The 15,156-nt window shown below is 55.2% G+C and carries 14 protein-coding genes; 11 read left to right on the top strand and 3 right to left on the bottom strand.

Annotation, left to right across the window (positions count from 1 at the left end; all coding sequences use genetic code 11):
• Positions 1 to 69: 69 nt before the first annotated feature.
• A complete protein-coding gene (gene xylR / locus PGS10_RS09705) occupies positions 70 to 1,248 on the top strand; it encodes a D-xylose utilization transcriptional activator XylR (RefSeq protein WP_045390709.1) in 1,179 nt (392 codons plus the stop codon).
• A 43-nt stretch (positions 1,249 to 1,291) separates the two neighbouring features.
• Here xylR and PGS10_RS09700 read toward each other — a convergent pair whose 3' ends face one another.
• The gene (locus PGS10_RS09700) at positions 1,292 to 2,119 is read right to left on the bottom strand and encodes a protein bax (protein ID WP_063447255.1); all 828 of its coding nucleotides are present in this window, start codon (positions 2,117 to 2,119) and stop codon (positions 1,292 to 1,294) included.
• A gap of 315 nt (positions 2,120 to 2,434) precedes the next feature.
• On the opposite strand from PGS10_RS09700, the gene PGS10_RS09695 reads away from it, so the two are divergent.
• Complete coding sequence (locus PGS10_RS09695; protein ID WP_047047725.1) at positions 2,435 to 4,465, top strand: alpha-amylase; 2,031 nt, start codon at positions 2,435 to 2,437, stop codon at positions 4,463 to 4,465.
• Between the two features lie 172 nt (positions 4,466 to 4,637).
• Positions 4,638 to 5,894 (top strand): valine--pyruvate transaminase, encoded by a 1,257-nt coding sequence (avtA, locus tag PGS10_RS09690; protein WP_015369199.1) that lies wholly within the window; start codon positions 4,638 to 4,640, stop codon positions 5,892 to 5,894.
• 36 nt (positions 5,895 to 5,930) lie between these two features.
• On the opposite strand, the gene PGS10_RS09685 is transcribed toward avtA, so the two are convergent.
• Both PGS10_RS09685 and yiaJ read right to left on the bottom strand, forming a co-directional pair.
• Complete coding sequence (locus PGS10_RS09685) at positions 5,931 to 6,419, bottom strand: 4Fe-4S binding protein (protein WP_047047721.1); 489 nt, start codon at positions 6,417 to 6,419, stop codon at positions 5,931 to 5,933.
• Between the two features lie 118 nt (positions 6,420 to 6,537).
• Positions 6,538 to 7,356: an IclR family transcriptional regulator YiaJ gene (gene yiaJ, locus PGS10_RS09680; RefSeq protein ID WP_045390824.1), complete on the bottom strand. Its 819-nt coding sequence runs from the start codon at positions 7,354 to 7,356 to the stop codon at positions 6,538 to 6,540.
• 217 nt (positions 7,357 to 7,573) lie between these two features.
• Here yiaJ and yiaK point away from each other — a divergent pair, with 217 nt between their 5' ends.
• From yiaK to araD, 8 genes are read left to right on the top strand one after another with little or no spacing between them, the layout of a single operon-like run.
• Positions 7,574 to 8,572: a 3-dehydro-L-gulonate 2-dehydrogenase gene (gene yiaK, locus PGS10_RS09675; RefSeq protein ID WP_316422796.1), complete on the top strand. Its 999-nt coding sequence runs from the start codon at positions 7,574 to 7,576 to the stop codon at positions 8,570 to 8,572.
• An 11-nt stretch (positions 8,573 to 8,583) separates the two neighbouring features.
• Positions 8,584 to 9,048 (top strand): YhcH/YjgK/YiaL family protein, encoded by a 465-nt coding sequence (locus PGS10_RS09670; protein ID WP_047047716.1) that lies wholly within the window; start codon positions 8,584 to 8,586, stop codon positions 9,046 to 9,048.
• Between the two features lie 38 nt (positions 9,049 to 9,086).
• On the top strand, positions 9,087 to 10,010 hold the full coding sequence (locus PGS10_RS09665; RefSeq protein WP_047047713.1) for a DUF4862 family protein: 924 nt from the start codon (positions 9,087 to 9,089) through the stop codon (positions 10,008 to 10,010).
• Positions 10,011 to 10,060: 50 nt separating this feature from the next.
• The gene (locus PGS10_RS09660; RefSeq protein ID WP_047047711.1) at positions 10,061 to 11,380 is read left to right on the top strand and encodes an MFS transporter; all 1,320 of its coding nucleotides are present in this window, start codon (positions 10,061 to 10,063) and stop codon (positions 11,378 to 11,380) included.
• Positions 11,381 to 11,428: 48 nt separating this feature from the next.
• Positions 11,429 to 12,934: an FGGY-family carbohydrate kinase gene (locus PGS10_RS09655; protein ID WP_047047708.1), complete on the top strand. Its 1,506-nt coding sequence runs from the start codon at positions 11,429 to 11,431 to the stop codon at positions 12,932 to 12,934.
• Positions 12,931 to 13,593, top strand: coding sequence for a 3-keto-L-gulonate-6-phosphate decarboxylase UlaD (ulaD, locus tag PGS10_RS09650; protein WP_316422793.1), 663 nt, complete (start codon positions 12,931 to 12,933; stop codon positions 13,591 to 13,593). The genes PGS10_RS09655 and ulaD overlap by 4 nt, the downstream gene beginning before the upstream one ends.
• The gene (locus PGS10_RS09645) at positions 13,586 to 14,446 is read left to right on the top strand and encodes an L-ribulose-5-phosphate 3-epimerase (RefSeq protein ID WP_045390681.1); all 861 of its coding nucleotides are present in this window, start codon (positions 13,586 to 13,588) and stop codon (positions 14,444 to 14,446) included. Before ulaD ends, PGS10_RS09645 begins: the two co-directional genes overlap by 8 nt.
• Positions 14,440 to 15,138 carry an L-ribulose-5-phosphate 4-epimerase gene (gene araD, locus PGS10_RS09640; RefSeq protein ID WP_049060720.1) on the top strand — a complete coding sequence of 233 codons (699 nt, stop codon included), beginning with the start codon at positions 14,440 to 14,442 and terminating at the stop codon, positions 15,136 to 15,138. Before PGS10_RS09645 ends, araD begins: the two co-directional genes overlap by 7 nt.
• Positions 15,139 to 15,156 lie beyond the last annotated feature (18 nt).

The following is a 15,156-nucleotide window of genomic DNA, read 5'->3' as shown; positions in this document are numbered from 1 at the left end:
TAAGGCGCTTGAAATAATTCGGGCATTAGCCGGTATTGTATGACCGGGGTAAGAGCAGGAATATCATCTATGTTTGAAAAGCGTCACCGCATTACGCTGTTATTCAACGCCAACAAAGCCTATGACCGTCAGGTGGTTGAAGGCGTTGGCGAATATCTGCAGGCATCACAGCTGGAATGGGATATTTTTATCGAAGAGGATTTTCGCGCGCGTATCGAAAACATCAAAGAGTGGCTGGGTGATGGCGTGATCGCCGATTATGACGACCCGGAGATTGAAAAGCTACTGGCGGATGTCAAAGTGCCGATTATCGGCGTCGGCGGCTCCTACCATAAGCCAGAATGCTATCCGCCTGTTCACTATATCGCCACCGATAATGCCGCGCTGGTCGAAAGCGCATTCCTGCATCTGAAAGAAAAAGGCGTGAACCGCTTCGCCTTTTACGGGCTACCGACCTCCAGCGGCAAGCGCTGGGCGATGGAGCGCGAACACGCCTTCAGCCAGCTAGTCGCCAAAGAAAAATACCGTGGCGTGGTCTATCAGGGGCTGGAGACCGCGCCGGAGAACTGGCAGCATGCGCAAAATCGGCTCGCCGACTGGCTACAAACGCTGCCGCCGCAAACCGGCATTATCGCCGTGACCGATGCCCGGGCACGTCACGTCCTGCAGGCCTGTGAGCTGCTGCATATTCCGGTGCCGGAAAAATTATGCGTTATCGGTATCGATAACGAAGAATTGACCCGCTATCTCTCCCGCGTCGCGCTCTCTTCCGTGGCGCAAGGTACCCGGCAAATGGGCTACCAGGCGGCGAAACTACTGCACCGTTTAATGGAAAACGAAGCGCTGCCGCTGCAGCGCCTGCTGGTGCCGCCGATGCGCGTCATTGAGCGGCGTTCCACCGATTATCGCTCACTCACCGACCCTGCGGTGATTCAGGCGATGCATTACATCCGCAACCACGCCTGCAAAGGCATTAAGGTTGAGCAGGTGCTCGACGCCGTCGGTATTTCCCGCTCTAATCTGGAGAAACGCTTTAAAGAAGAGGTCGGTGAGACCATCCACACGGTGATCCACAGCGAAAAGCTGGAAAAAGCGCGCAGCCTGCTGGTCTCCACCACGCTATCGATAAACGAAATTTCGCAGATGTGCGGTTATCCGTCGCTGCAGTATTTCTATTCGGTGTTTAAGAAAGAGTACGACGTGACGCCAAAGGAATACCGCGACCAGCACAGTGAAGTAATGATGTAGCGGGAAAGAAAAATGCCCGGGCTTACGCACCGGGCATTGATGATTACATATGAGCGGCAATTAAGCGCTGATTGTCCTGATACATGGCGAAGAGATAGTTGTTGTAGCTCGACCCTTTTGTCGAATATCCCTTCAGCTTGTGGATCATCGCGCTGGCAGTTACTTCCTGATCCGTCTTACGCAGCTGTGCGCGAGACTTACGGAAGGATGAATAAGCCGGGTGCGTATTCAGGTTTTTTACATAAGCCTGAACCGACTGCTCGACAGATTCAAACTGGGAGTAGCCTTTCATTGCACCGCGACAGTTACCGCCGCCACACTTCATACCAAACAGGTTGTTGTTCTCACGCGCCAGCTTCGAGGTGCCCCAACCGCTTTCCGCCGCCGCCATGGTTGCCACCATGCTGTTCGGAATAATGTCGACACGCTCAAGCAGCGAGTTCCATGGTATATGGCGAGTATTGCCAGACCACTTCACTTTATAACGTGAGGCGATGTCTTTCAGGCGCGCCTGCTCGCTCGGCGACCAACGGCCGTCGTATTGCTTAGAGACAAGCCAGTTACGATCTGCCGTGATCGCTTGATTTTGCTTTGTAATGTAAGGCATAACCGTCCGGAGAAACGCTTTTTTCCTTGGTGTCCCGGAAGGGTATTTTCGCAAATCAGGAAGTGAACTGCTCTTTACACTATTGCGAGAATACTCTTGTTTACTGCTAACCTTGATACTACTGGGCTTCTTTACTTTCTTAACTACTGAGGCTTTATGACTCTTTGTTGCTGTGTGCGTTGTCGCCAACACACTACCTGAAAATATACAGGTAAGTAACATGAGTATCGCAGCCCCATATCGTCGCATGGGAATCGATATCATTAGGTCTCCTGGTCGGATTTACTCATTCCAACACCTTGTTTTTCGCAAAAAATCGATAGTTGAATCGCGAATAGTATCAAAAATACCCAGAGAGAGCATCAAGAGAAATAGTCCAATTCCGAATCGCTGTCATCTGAAATCGGTTTCTGCACCGTCGCGAAGGTGCAGAAATGCTATCTCCGTCTCATTTATAGCTCATTTTTTGAACTAAATCACTCACCCCTTTTCATCCTCCCCGCAAAATTACCGGCAGGATGAGTTCAACCTTATGGCGTGCAGGCACACTGTGATAAAAACCGCTAACAGGACTCCAGCATGAAACTCGCTGCGCTCGCCTCGCTACTGCTGCCCGGGATGGCTTTTGCCGCCTGGACAACCGCTGACTTTCCCGCCTTCACTGAACAGGATGCAGGCCGCTTCACGACGCAAAATGAGGTGACGAAGGGTACCCGCCCTTTGCGGATAAGTTTTGACCAACAGTGCTGGCAGCCTGCGGGGGCGATAAAACTCAATCAGATGCTATCGCTGGAACCTTGTCGGGATACCCCGCCGCAGTGGCGCGTGTTCCGCGACGGGCGCTATACGCTGGAAGTCGATACCCGCTCCGGTACGCCAACGCTGATGCTGTCGCTGGCGGAACAGGAAACAGCCAGCACGCAGCCGCTGGTGCGCCAATGTCCGAAATGGGATGGTAAACCGTTAACGTTTGATGTCGGCCAGACGTTTGCCGAGGGAAGCCAGGTCCGCGATTTTTACAGCGGTAATCTCGCTACGGTGAAAGCGGGCAAAATCACGCTGCGGCCCGCCGAAGGCAGTAATGGGCTCCTGCTGCTTGAAAAAGCGGATAGCGCCGCCAGCGCGCCGTTTAACTGGCATAACGCCACGATCTATTTTGTCCTGACCGATCGCTTCGTCAACGGTAATCCGACCAATGACAACAGCTACGGGCGCCATAAAGACGGTATGCAGGAGATAGGCACCTTCCACGGCGGCGATTTACAGGGGCTGACCAGCAAGCTGGATTATCTTCAACAGCTTGGCGTCAACGCGCTGTGGATAAGCTCGCCGCTGGAGCAAATTCACGGCTGGGTTGGCGGCGGCGCCAAAGGCGACTTTCCCCACTACGCTTATCACGGTTACTACACCCAGGACTGGACCCGTCTTGACGCCAACATGGGTGACGAAGCCGATCTTCGGCAACTGGTCGATGAGGCCCATCGGCGCGGCATGCGCGTCCTGTTTGATATCGTCATGAATCATACCGGTTACGCCACGCTTGCCGATATGCAGGAATTTCACTTCGGCTCGCTGTACCTGAAAGGCGATGAACTGAAAAAAACGCTTGGCGAGCGCTGGACCGACTGGAAACCGGCGCCGGGGCAAAGTTGGCATAGCTTCAATGATTACATTAACTTCAGCGATAAAGCGGGCTGGGAACAATGGTGGGGGAAAAAATGGATCCGCACCGATATCGGCGACTACGACAATCCAGGTTTCGACGATCTCACCATGTCGCTGGCGTTTCTGCCGGATCTGAAAACCGAATCGACGCTCCCTTCTGGCTTGCCAAATTTCTATCGTCATAAGCCAGATACCGCCGCCAAAGAGATAGCCGGCTACACGCCGCGCGACTATCTGACCCACTGGCTTAGCCAATGGGTACGCGACTACGGGATTGACGGCTTCCGCGTCGATACCGCGAAACACGTCGAACTGGACGCCTGGCAGCAGCTCAAAACCCAGGCCACGGCCGCGCTGGCAGACTGGAAAAAAGCGAATCCGCAGAAAGCGCTGGATGACGCCCCATTCTGGATGACCGGCGAGGCCTGGGGCCACGGCGTGATGCAGAGCGACTACTATCGCCACGGTTTCGACGCGATGATTAATTTCGATTATCAGGATCAAGCGGCGAAAGCAGCAAACTGTCTCGCAAACATGGACGCCACCTGGCAGCAGATGGCGGACAAGCTGCAGGATTTCAACGTGCTGAGCTATCTCTCCTCGCACGATACCCGCCTGTTCCGCGAAGGCGGAAGCCGGGCGGCGGAACTGCTATTACTCGCGCCAGGCGCCGTACAACTCTTCTATGGCGATGAATCTTCACGTCCGTTCGGCCCCACGGGTTCCGACCCGCTGCAGGGTACCCGCTCCGATATGAACTGGCAGGATGTTGTCGGTAGCGCATCCGATAACGTCGCGCACTGGCAAAAAATCGCCCAATTCCGCGCCCGCCATCCGGCCATTGGTATGGGTAAACAACAGACGCTGACGCTAGAGCAGGGCTATGGTTTCGTGCGTGAAAGCAGCGCTGATAAAGTGATGGTTGTCTGGGCCGGACAGCAATAGCAGTCGCTTACTGGGCTCCTTGCCGCTGGCGGGAGCCTTTTCAGCACAAATTACTAATATCTCCCCTATTAGCAGAACAAAAAATAGATCGCTCCCTCCTGTGCCGATTTGCACCGCGTTGACGCTGGCGTTATGGTAATTCCCTTTCCAGAAGACCAACAGAATATCCGCGATGACATTTTCACTTTTCGGCGACAAATTCACCCGTCATTCAGGCATCACCCGCCTGATGGAAGACCTCAATGACGGCCTGCGCACACCGGGCGCGATCATGCTGGGCGGCGGCAACCCCGCGCAAATCCCGGAGATGAATGAATACTTCAATAGCCTGCTGGCCGATATGCTGGATAACGGCAAAGCCCTTGATGCGCTTTGCAATTATGATGGTCCGCAAGGGAAAAGCGAGCTTCTGACCTTGCTTGCGCAAATGCTGCGCGAAGAATTAGGTTGGGAGATCGAACCACAGAATATTGCTCTGACTAATGGCAGCCAGAGCGCATTTTTCTACTTATTTAACCTGTTTGCCGGCCGCCGTGCCGACGGCACCACCCGCAAGGTGCTGTTCCCGCTGACGCCGGAATATATCGGCTACGCCGATTCCGGGCTGGAAGAGGATCTGTTTGTCGCCACCCGCCCCAACATTGAACTGCTGCCGGAAGGCCAGTTCAAATATCACGTGGACTTCGAACACCTGCAGATCACCGAAGAGACGGGAATGATCTGCGTCTCCCGGCCAACCAACCCGACCGGTAACGTCATTACCGATGAAGAGCTCATCAAACTGGATGCTCTCGCTAACCAGCATGGCGTCCCGCTGGTTATTGATAACGCCTATGGCGTACCTTTCCCCGGCATTATCTTTAGCGAAGCGCGCCCGCTGTGGAACCCGAATATTGTGCTGTGCATGAGTTTATCCAAGCTCGGACTGCCGGGCACCCGCTGCGGCATCATCATCGCCAACGAAAAAATCATCACCGCGATCAGTAATATGAACGGCATTATCAGCCTCGCCCCGGGCGGAATTGGGCCGGCGATGATGTGCGAAATGATCAAGCGCAAGGACCTGCTGCGGTTGTCCGAAACGGTAATTAAACCGTTCTATTATCAGCGTGTTCAGGAAACTATTGCTACCATTCGCCGCTATTTGCCGGAAGAACGCTGCCTGATTCATAAACCGGAAGGGGCGATTTTCCTGTGGCTGTGGTTTAAGGATCTGCCGATCTCCACCGAGCTGCTGTATCAGCGCCTGAAGCAACGCGGCGTGCTGATGGTACCGGGCGATTACTTCTTCCCGGGGCTGGACAAGCCGTGGCCGCATACGCATCAGTGCATGCGCATGAACTACGTGCCGGACCCGGAGAAAATCGAGGCGGGGGTTAAAATTCTTGCCGAAGAGATTGAGCGCGCCTGGCAGGAGCAAGACGCCTGATGATGTTCCCGGCCATCGCTGGCCGGGAACATCCAGTTACATTGCCTGCGCCGCCCAACGACGGCGCTCGGCGCTTAATCTTTCCAGCTCGGCGGGCTCAATACAGCGCAGCGCCTGAGTCGGGCAGGCCGCTACGCACGCCGGCCCCGTTTGCCGGTGCGCGCACAGGTCGCACTTCAGCGCCTGCACGCCTTCGTCGGTCAACATCACCGTCATCGCCCCATAAGGGCACGCCACCATACAGCTTTTACAACCAATGCACAGCCGTTGATCGACTCGCCAGACGTCGCCCTCATGGCGTATTGCCCCTTCCGGGCAGACGTTCACGCAAGGAGCATCTTCGCACTGACGACACAGCGTCGCCGTTGATAACTCATCGCTCTTCACTACCCGGATCCGCGGCGCAAAGCGTCTTGCAGAGACGGTAGAACAATCCTGCCCCTGCTGATGCGACACCACGCAGGCCACCTCGCAGGTTCGGCAGCCAATACACTTTTGCGCATCGGCGATAATAAACCGGTTCATCCTCAACTCCCTTCGGGATAAAAACGCAGCGTGCCAGAAAAACCCCGCTGCGCGCTTTGATCCTGAATGGAATCAGCTGCGTTTTAGGCAAATACCCAGCAAGATCTCGCCAGTTGCCTTAGCCTTCGCGAATAACAAACCCCAGCTCGCGGGAAATCGCCTCTGCCGTTTCACGCAATGGTTTGAGCAGATTTTTCTCACCAACCTGTTTCAGGCGCGAAGTCGACAGCGAAATCGAAATGGCGTAAGGCACGCGACCGTGAATATCGAATACCGGTACCGCCAGGCACGAGACGCCGAGTTCGTTCTCTTCGCGGTCCATCGCCATATTACGTTCGCGAATCTGCGCCAGCTCGTCGTTCATCGCCGGCAGGCCGGTAATGGTGTTACGGGTCAACGGCTGAATAATATCCTGATGGCTATCCCAGTAGCTGGCAACGTAGTCAGGATGGCCGAACGCCATGTAGATCTTGCCCATCGCCGAACAGTACAGCGGCATATGCTGGCCAATATAGGCGCGGGTACGCAGCATACCGGTAGTCGGCTCCAGCTTATAAATCAGAATCGCGTGGTCGTCCTCACGGCTGGAGAAGTTCACCGTCTCGCCGGTGGCGATGTTTAAAGCTTCAAGATGCGGCGCAGCGACATGAATAATATTCAGCGACGACAGCGCCTTTTGGCCCACGGCTATAAATTTGGTGGTCAGGCGGTAACTTCCGGCGGCAGGCGCCGGCGTAACGTAGCCGCAGGACTGCAGGCCCTGCAACAACCGATGCACGGTACTTTTGTTCAGGCCCGCCAGTTCAGACAGATGCGCCAACGGACAACCGTTTGGATAGTTACTGAGGATCTCAATCAGCATTAACCCGCGAAATAGACTCTGGCTTCCGGCTGGCCTCTCTTTCTCTTGCGTCATTTCACTCTCTTTTGTGCCCATCGCTTCGGCTTCCTTTTTAATCGCGCTCTGATGGTAGCGCAAAGTGTGGTTCAGTTCACGATCTGAACTGAAAAAACACAACCAACTGATTTTAATGATTTTTAAAAATAGCATCTGCCGTTGATCTGTCAAAAATTGATCGTTATATTTGAAATCAGATTTCGATATATGAAACGTAAAGATAAAAAATCACTCAAACCCTAAGGGGAACACGGGAATGAAAGTAACTTTTGCGCAGCTAAAAGAGGCGTTCAATCGGGTATTACTCTCACGCGGTATTGCGGCGGAAACCGCCGACGCCTGCGCGGAAATGTTCGCCCGCACCACGGAATCCGGCGTCTACTCACACGGAGTGAATCGCTTTCCACGTTTTATTCAGCAACTGGATAACGGCGATATCATTCCGGATGCGAAACCTCAGCGCGTCACCAGCCTTGGCGCTATTGAGCAGTGGGATGCCCGGCGTTCGATTGGCAATCTGACGGCGAAAAAGATGATGGATCGCGCCATTGAATTGGCCTCCGACCACGGCATTGGCCTGGTGGCATTACGCAACGCCAACCACTGGATGCGCGGCGGCAGCTACGGCTGGCAGGCGGCGGAAAAAGGCTATATCGGCATTTGCTGGACCAACTCCATCGCCGTCATGCCGCCGTGGGGCGCGAAAGAGTGCCGCATTGGCACCAATCCGCTGATCGTGGCAATTCCCTCCACTCCCATCACAATGGTCGATATGTCGATGTCGATGTTCTCTTACGGCATGCTGGAGGTTAATCGCCTGGCTGGCCGCACGCTGCCGGTAGATGGCGGGTTTGATGATGACGGTAATTTGACGAAAGAACCCGGCGTGATTGAGAAAAATCGCCGTATCCTGCCGATGGGCTACTGGAAGGGTTCCGGTTTATCAATTGTGCTGGATATGATAGCCACTCTGCTTTCCAACGGTTCCTCCGTTGCTGAAGTCACCCTGGACAATAGCGACGAATATGGCGTATCGCAGATTTTCATCGCCATTGAAGTCGACAAGCTCATTGATGGCAAAACTCGCGATGCCAAACTACAGCGGATCATGGACTTTATCACCACCGCCGAACGCGCCGATGAAAATGTGGCGGTCCGCCTACCGGGCCACGAGTTTACGCGATTGCTGGAAGAAAACCGCCGTAATGGGATCACCGTCGACGACAGCGTATGGGCCAAAATTCAGGCTCTATAGGGGAAACCACTATGATCTTCGGCCATATTTCACAACCGAATCCGTGCCGTCTACCGGCAGCGATTGAAAAGGCGCTCGATTTTCTTCGGACTACCGATTTTCGCCACCAGCCGCCCGGCGTCGTCGAAATTGATGGTAAGAATATTTTTGCGCAGATCATCGATCTGACCACCCGCGCGGCGACAGAAAACCGTCCGGAGGTACATCGGCGTTATTTAGATATTCAGTTTCTCGCTTCCGGTGAAGAAAAAATAGGTATCGCCATCGATAGCGGAAATAACCAGATCAGCGAATCGTTATTAGAACAGCGCGATATTATTTTTTATCACGATAGTCAACACGAATCGTTTATTGAAATGATACCCGGTAGCTATGCCATATTCTTTCCACAAGATGTGCATCGCCCTGGATGCATTAAAATGACTGCCACCCCTATTAGAAAAATAGTCGTCAAGGTAGCTATCGATATTCTGTAAAAGAACTAATTATCTCATTAAATTTACAGGAGCACATAATGAACATTACTACCGGTTATATTATCGGTGCGTATCCCTGTGCCCCCTCATTTCACCAAAAGAGTGAAGAGGAAGAGAAGGAATTCTGGCGACAACTTGCCGATACTCCAGATATTCGTGGCATAGAACAGCCTTGTCTTGAGCATATCCATCCTTTAGGCGATGAGTGGCTGCTGCGCCATACGCCGGATAACTGGCAAATTGTGATTACCGCCATTATGGAAACCATGCGCCGCCGCGGAGAGAACGCGGGTTTCGGTCTGGCCTCCAGCGATGAACAACAGCGTGTAGCCTGCGTTGAATACTACCGCCACCTTCATCGCAAAATTAATAAAATCAACGGTATTCAACCCGGTAAAGTCACCGCGCTTGAGTTACAGGCCGCGCCGCTGGCGGGAGATCAAAACATCGCCCAGGCAACGGACGCCTTTTCCCGCTCGCTCAAAGAAATCGCCAGTTGGGACTGGCGCTGCGACCTGGTGCTGGAACACTGTGACGCGATGAATGGCCCGGCGCCGCGTAAAGGCTTCCTGCCGCTGGATAATGTACTGGAAGTTATTGCCGACTACGAGATAAGCGTGTGCATTAACTGGGCGCGCTCGGCCATTGAAGGCCGCGATACCGCGCTGCCGTTGGCCCATACCCGACAGGTTAAACAGGCCGGGAAACTGGGCGCGCTGATGTTTTCCGGCACCACCCAAACAGGCGAATATGGCGAATGGCAGGATTTACACGCGCCGTTTGCCCCCTTCTGCCCGCAAAGCCTGATGACCGCGCAGCATGCCCGCGATATTTTCGCCTGCGCCGCCGGCGCATCGTTGCAGTTCGCCGGTATTAAATTACTGGAAATAGACGCGAATGCCGATGTTAACCACCGCATAGCCATTTTGCGTGACGGTATCACCCTATTAAAAAACGCATAAGAACAACTACGTTTTCATTGTCATAATATTTACTCTACGAGAATATTAATATGAACATGACCTCTCGCCCTACAGCAAAAGATATTCCACGCCAGCGTTGGCTGAGAATTATCCCACCGATTCTTATTGCCTGTATTATTTCCTATATGGACCGCGTTAATATCGCATTTGCGATGCCGGGCGGTATGGATGCCGAACTGGGTATTTCCGCCACCATGGCGGGGCTCGCTGGCGGTATTTTCTTTATCGGTTATTTATTCTTACAAGTCCCTGGCGGAAAAATTGCCGTACACGGCAGCGGCAAGAAATTTATCGGCTGGTCGCTGGTCGCCTGGGCCATTATTTCCGTACTGACCGGTTTAATCACCAATCAATATCAACTGCTGATCCTGCGCTTCTTATTAGGGGTAGCGGAAGGCGGCATGCTGCCGGTGGTGCTAACGATGATCAGCAACTGGTTCCCGGACGCTGAACGCGGCCGCGCCAACGCCATTGTGATTATGTTTGTGCCGATTGCCGGGATTATTACCGCCCCGCTGTCAGGCTGGATCATCACCGTTCTCGACTGGCGCTGGCTATTTATTATCGAAGGCTTGCTCTCGGTGGTCGTGCTGGCGCTGTGGGCATACACCGTTTATGACCGTCCGCAGGAAGCGCGCTGGATATCCGCAGCGGAAAAAACCTACCTGGTCGAAACGCTGGCGGCGGAACAAAAGGCGATTGCCGGAACTGAAGTCAAAAATGCCTCGCTCGGCGCGGTGCTCTCTGACAAAACCATGTGGCAGCTCATCGCCCTTAACTTCTTCTACCAAACCGGGATTTACGGTTACACCCTGTGGCTGCCGACCATTCTGAAAGAGCTGACCCATAGCAGCATGGGACAAGTCGGCGTGCTCGCCATCCTGCCCTACGTTGGCGCGATTGCCGGTATGTTCCTTTTCTCTTCGCTCTCCGATCGTACCGGCAAACGCAAGCTATTTGTCTGCCTGCCGCTGATCGGCTTCGCACTGTGCATGTTCCTCTCCGTGGCGTTGAAAAATCACATCTGGCTGGCCTATGCCGCGCTGGTTGGCTGCGGATTCTTCCTGCAATCCGCCGCAGGCGTGTTCTGGACCATACCGGCACGCCTGTTCAGCGCCGAAATGGCCGGCGGCGCCCGCGGGGTGATCAACGCTCTCGGTAACCTCGGCGGCTTCTGCGGCCCTTACGCCGTGGGCGTACTGATCACCCTCTACAGCAAAGATGCCGGCGTCTATTGCCTGGCTATCTCACTGGCGCTGGCGGCCCTGATGGCGCTGCTGCTGCCGGCAAAATGCGATGCCGGCGCAGCACCCGCAAAGACGATGACTCCGCGTAACCACGCAGCTTAAAACTGTCCCGGACGGCCAGGCGTCGTCCGGAAAAACTGGAAGACTAAGATGAGTGAAAAAGAGACCTTCTGGCTGGGTATCGATTGTGGCGGTACTTATCTAAAAGCCGGTTTATATAACAGCCAGGGCGTAGAGCGGCGTATCGAGCGCTGCCCTTTACGCACCCTCAGCGCGCAGCCGGGATACGCCGAGCGGGAAATGGATCTGCTCTGGCAACGCTGCCATGAAACCATCGCCAGGCTGCTCAGCGCCGCTAACGTCAATGGTAAGCAAATCAAGGGCATCGCTATCTCCGCGCAGGGCAAAGGGCTATTTCTACTTGATAAACAGGATCGCCCGTTAGGTAACGCGATGCTCTCCTCCGATCGTCGGGCGTTGGAAATCGTTCAACGCTGGCAGCAGGATGGCATCCCTGAGCGACTGTATCCCCTTACCCGCCAGACGCTGTGGACCGGCCATCCCGCTTCATTGCTGCGGTGGCTGAAAGAAAATGAACCGCAGCGCTATGGGCAAATCGGCTGCGTCATGATGGCCCATGATTATCTTCGCTGGCGTTTAACCGGGATGAAGGGCTGCGAAGAGAGCAACATTTCTGAGTCCAATCTCTACAACATGAACAGCGGGCAATACGACCCACGCCTGACCCAGTGGTTAGGCATAAGTGAAATTGACGAGGCGCTACCGCCGATCGTCGGCTCTGCGGAAATATGCGGGGAAATCACCGCTCAGGCGGCCGCCGTTACCGGTCTGGCGGCGGGAACGCCCGTCGTCGGCGGTCTGTTTGATGTGGTTTCTACCGCGCTCTGCGCGGGCCTCAATGATGAATCAGTGCTCAATGCGGTGATGGGGACCTGGGCGGTTACCAGCGGGATCACCCACGGGCTGCGTGAGCATGAAGCTCATCCTTACGTCTATGGCCGTTTCGTCAATGACGGTGAATACATCGTCCACGAAGCGAGCCCCACCTCTTCCGGCAATCTTGAATGGTTTACCGCGCAGTGGGGCGGGCTCTCATTTCCCGAGATTAATGAGGCCGTCGCCAGCCTGCCAACAGCGGGAAGCGAGCTCTTCTTTCTGCCGTTCCTTTACGGTAGTAACGCCGGCCTGGAGATGACCGGCGGTTTTTACGGCATGCAGGCCATGCACACCCGCGCGCATTTACTACAGGCGGTGTATGAAGGGGTGGTCTTCAGCCATATGACGCATCTCAACCGCATGCGCGAGCGCTTTACCCGAGTCCAGGCTCTGCGCGTCACCGGCGGTCCGGCGCATTCCGAGGTATGGATGCAAATGCTGGCGGACGTCAGCGGTCTGCGCATCGAACTGCCGCAGGTTGAAGAGACCGGTTGTTTTGGCGCCGCGCTTGCCGCCCGCGTCGGTACCGGCGTCTATCGCCACTTCCGCGAGGCCCTGAGCAGCCTGCAGCATCCGGTACGAACCCTGCTGCCTGACATGACCGCACACCGTCTTTATCAGCGTAAATACCGCCAATACCAGCAATTGATTAGCGCACTACAGGGCTATCACGCCCGCATTAAGGAGCACACATTATGAGCCGACCATTACTACAACTGGCGCTCGACCATACCAGCCTGGAAGCCGCTCAGCGCGATGTCGCCGTACTGCGCCATCACGTTGATATCGTGGAAGCGGGCACAATTCTGTGTCTGACGGAAGGACTCAACGCGGTAAAAGCCCTGCGCGCCCAGTGTCCGGATAAAATCATCGTCGCCGACTGGAAAGTCGCCGATGCTGGCGAAACGCTGGCCCAACAGGCCTTTGCCGCAGGCGCCAACTGGATGACCATTATCTGCGCCGCGCCGCTGGCGACCGTTGAGAAAGGCCATGCCGTCGCCCAGTCCTGCGGCGGCGATATTCAGATTGAACTCTTCGGTAACTGGACGCTGGATGACGCGCGCGACTGGTACCGCATCGGCGTCCGCCAGGCGATTTATCACCGCGGCCGCGATGCACAGGCCAGCGGCCAGCAGTGGGGCGACGCCGATCTGGCGCGTATGAAAGCGCTGTCGGATATCGGCCTGCAACTGTCTATTACCGGCGGCATCACGCCGGCCGACTTACCCCTGTTTAGCGATATTGACGTCAAAGCGTTTATTGCCGGACGCGCGCTGGCGGGCGCGGCGCAGCCCGCGCAGGTGGCAGGTGATTTCTACGCCCAAATCGACGCCATCTGGGGAGAGCAGCATGCGTAATCATCCCTTAGGCATCTATGAGAAAGCGCTGGCGAAAAACCTTAGCTGGCCGGAACGGCTGGTGCTGGCGAAAAGCTGTGGTTTTGATTTTGTCGAAATGTCGGTCGATGAAACCGACGAACGTCTGGCGCGCCTGGAGTGGAGCGCCACCCAGCGCGCCTCTCTGGTCGCGGCGATGCTGGAGACCGGGGTAGCCATTCCGTCAATGTGCCTGTCTGCCCATCGCCGCTTCCCGTTTGGCAGCCGCGATGAGCCAACCCGCCTGCGGGCGCGCGAGATCATGACCAAAGCCATTCAGCTGGCTCGCGATTTAGGGATCCGCACCATCCAACTGGCAGGCTATGACGTCTACTACGAAGAACACGATGACGGCACGCAGCAACGCTTTGCCGAAGGGCTGGCGTGGGCGGTCGAACAGGCGGCCGCGGCGCAGGTCATGCTGGCGGTCGAAATCATGGACACCGCGTTTATGAACTCCATCAGCAAATGGAAAAAGTGGGACGAGATGCTCGCCTCGCCGTGGTTCAGCGTCTATCCGGACGTCGGCAATCTGAGCGCCTGGGGCAACGACGTCAGCGCCGAGCTTAAACTGGGCATCGACCGCATCGCCGCTATCCATCTTAAAGACACGCTACCCGTAACCGCACAATCGCCGGGGCAGTTTCGCGACGTCCCCTTCGGCGAGGGTTGTGTCGATTTTGTCGGCATCTTCAAAACGCTGCATGAGCTGAACTATCGCGGTTCATTCTTAATTGAGATGTGGACGGAAAAAGCTAAAGAGCCGGTACTGGAAATTATACAGGCGCGCCGCTGGATAGAAGCGCGGATGCAAGAAGGAGGTTTCACATGTTAGAACAATTGAAGTCTGAAGTATTAGCCGCCAACCTGGCGCTACCTGCGCATCAGCTGGTGACGTTCACCTGGGGCAACGTGAGCGCCGTCGATGAAACGGGCAAGCTGATGGTTATCAAGCCATCCGGGGTGGAGTACGACGTCATGCGCGCTGACGACATGGTGGTCGTCGATATCGCCAGCGGCCATGTGGTTGAAGGCGCTAAAAAGCCCTCCTCCGATACGCCAACCCACCTTGCCTTGTACCGCCGCTACCCGCAAATCGGCGGTATCGTTCACACCCACTCGCGCCACGCGACTATCTGGTCGCAGGCAGGGTTGGATTTACCGGCCTGGGGCACCACGCACGCGGATTATTTTTATGGCGCGATCCCCTGTACCCGCCTGATGACTGCCGATGAAATTAATGGTGAATATGAGTATCAGACCGGCGAGGTGATCGTTAAAACCTTTGAAGCGCGCGATCTCGATCCCATGCAGGTCCCGGCAGTGCTAGTGCATTCACACGGTCCGTTTGCGTGGGGTAAAAACGCCGCCGACGCCGTGCATAATGCCGTCGTCCTCGAAGAGTGCGCTTATATGGGGCTTTTTTCCCGTCAGCTCACGCCACAGCTGGCCGATATGCAGCAAGAACTGCTCGACAAACATTATCTGCGTAAGCACGGCGCGAATGCCTATTACGGGCAAAACTAACATCACCCGGCGGCGTAT

It is taken from the genome of Klebsiella sp. 141153 (genome assembly GCF_032601995.1).
Taxonomy (GTDB): Bacteria; Pseudomonadota; Gammaproteobacteria; order Enterobacterales; family Enterobacteriaceae; genus Klebsiella; species Klebsiella aerogenes.
This window is presented reverse-complemented; position numbering and strand designations above follow the sequence as displayed.

What these genes read in the sequence shown, in the direction of transcription:
- xylR (WP_045390709.1), top strand. Translation starts at nt 70, where the DNA reads ATGTTTGAAAAGCGTCACCGCATTACGCTGTTATTCAACGCCAACAAA.
- PGS10_RS09700 (WP_063447255.1), bottom strand. Translation starts at nt 2,119, where the DNA reads ATGATATCGATTCCCATGCGACGATATGGGGCTGCGATACTCATGTTA.
- PGS10_RS09695 (WP_047047725.1), top strand. Translation starts at nt 2,435, where the DNA reads ATGAAACTCGCTGCGCTCGCCTCGCTACTGCTGCCCGGGATGGCTTTT.
- avtA (WP_015369199.1), top strand. Translation starts at nt 4,638, where the DNA reads ATGACATTTTCACTTTTCGGCGACAAATTCACCCGTCATTCAGGCATC.
- PGS10_RS09685 (WP_047047721.1), bottom strand. Translation starts at nt 6,419, where the DNA reads ATGAACCGGTTTATTATCGCCGATGCGCAAAAGTGTATTGGCTGCCGA.
- yiaJ (WP_045390824.1), bottom strand. Translation starts at nt 7,356, where the DNA reads ATGGGCACAAAAGAGAGTGAAATGACGCAAGAGAAAGAGAGGCCAGCC.
- yiaK (WP_316422796.1), top strand. Translation starts at nt 7,574, where the DNA reads ATGAAAGTAACTTTTGCGCAGCTAAAAGAGGCGTTCAATCGGGTATTA.
- PGS10_RS09670 (WP_047047716.1), top strand. Translation starts at nt 8,584, where the DNA reads ATGATCTTCGGCCATATTTCACAACCGAATCCGTGCCGTCTACCGGCA.
- PGS10_RS09665 (WP_047047713.1), top strand. Translation starts at nt 9,087, where the DNA reads ATGAACATTACTACCGGTTATATTATCGGTGCGTATCCCTGTGCCCCC.
- PGS10_RS09660 (WP_047047711.1), top strand. Translation starts at nt 10,061, where the DNA reads ATGAACATGACCTCTCGCCCTACAGCAAAAGATATTCCACGCCAGCGT.
- PGS10_RS09655 (WP_047047708.1), top strand. Translation starts at nt 11,429, where the DNA reads ATGAGTGAAAAAGAGACCTTCTGGCTGGGTATCGATTGTGGCGGTACT.
- ulaD (WP_316422793.1), top strand. Translation starts at nt 12,931, where the DNA reads ATGAGCCGACCATTACTACAACTGGCGCTCGACCATACCAGCCTGGAA.
- PGS10_RS09645 (WP_045390681.1), top strand. Translation starts at nt 13,586, where the DNA reads ATGCGTAATCATCCCTTAGGCATCTATGAGAAAGCGCTGGCGAAAAAC.
- araD (WP_049060720.1), top strand. Translation starts at nt 14,440, where the DNA reads ATGTTAGAACAATTGAAGTCTGAAGTATTAGCCGCCAACCTGGCGCTA.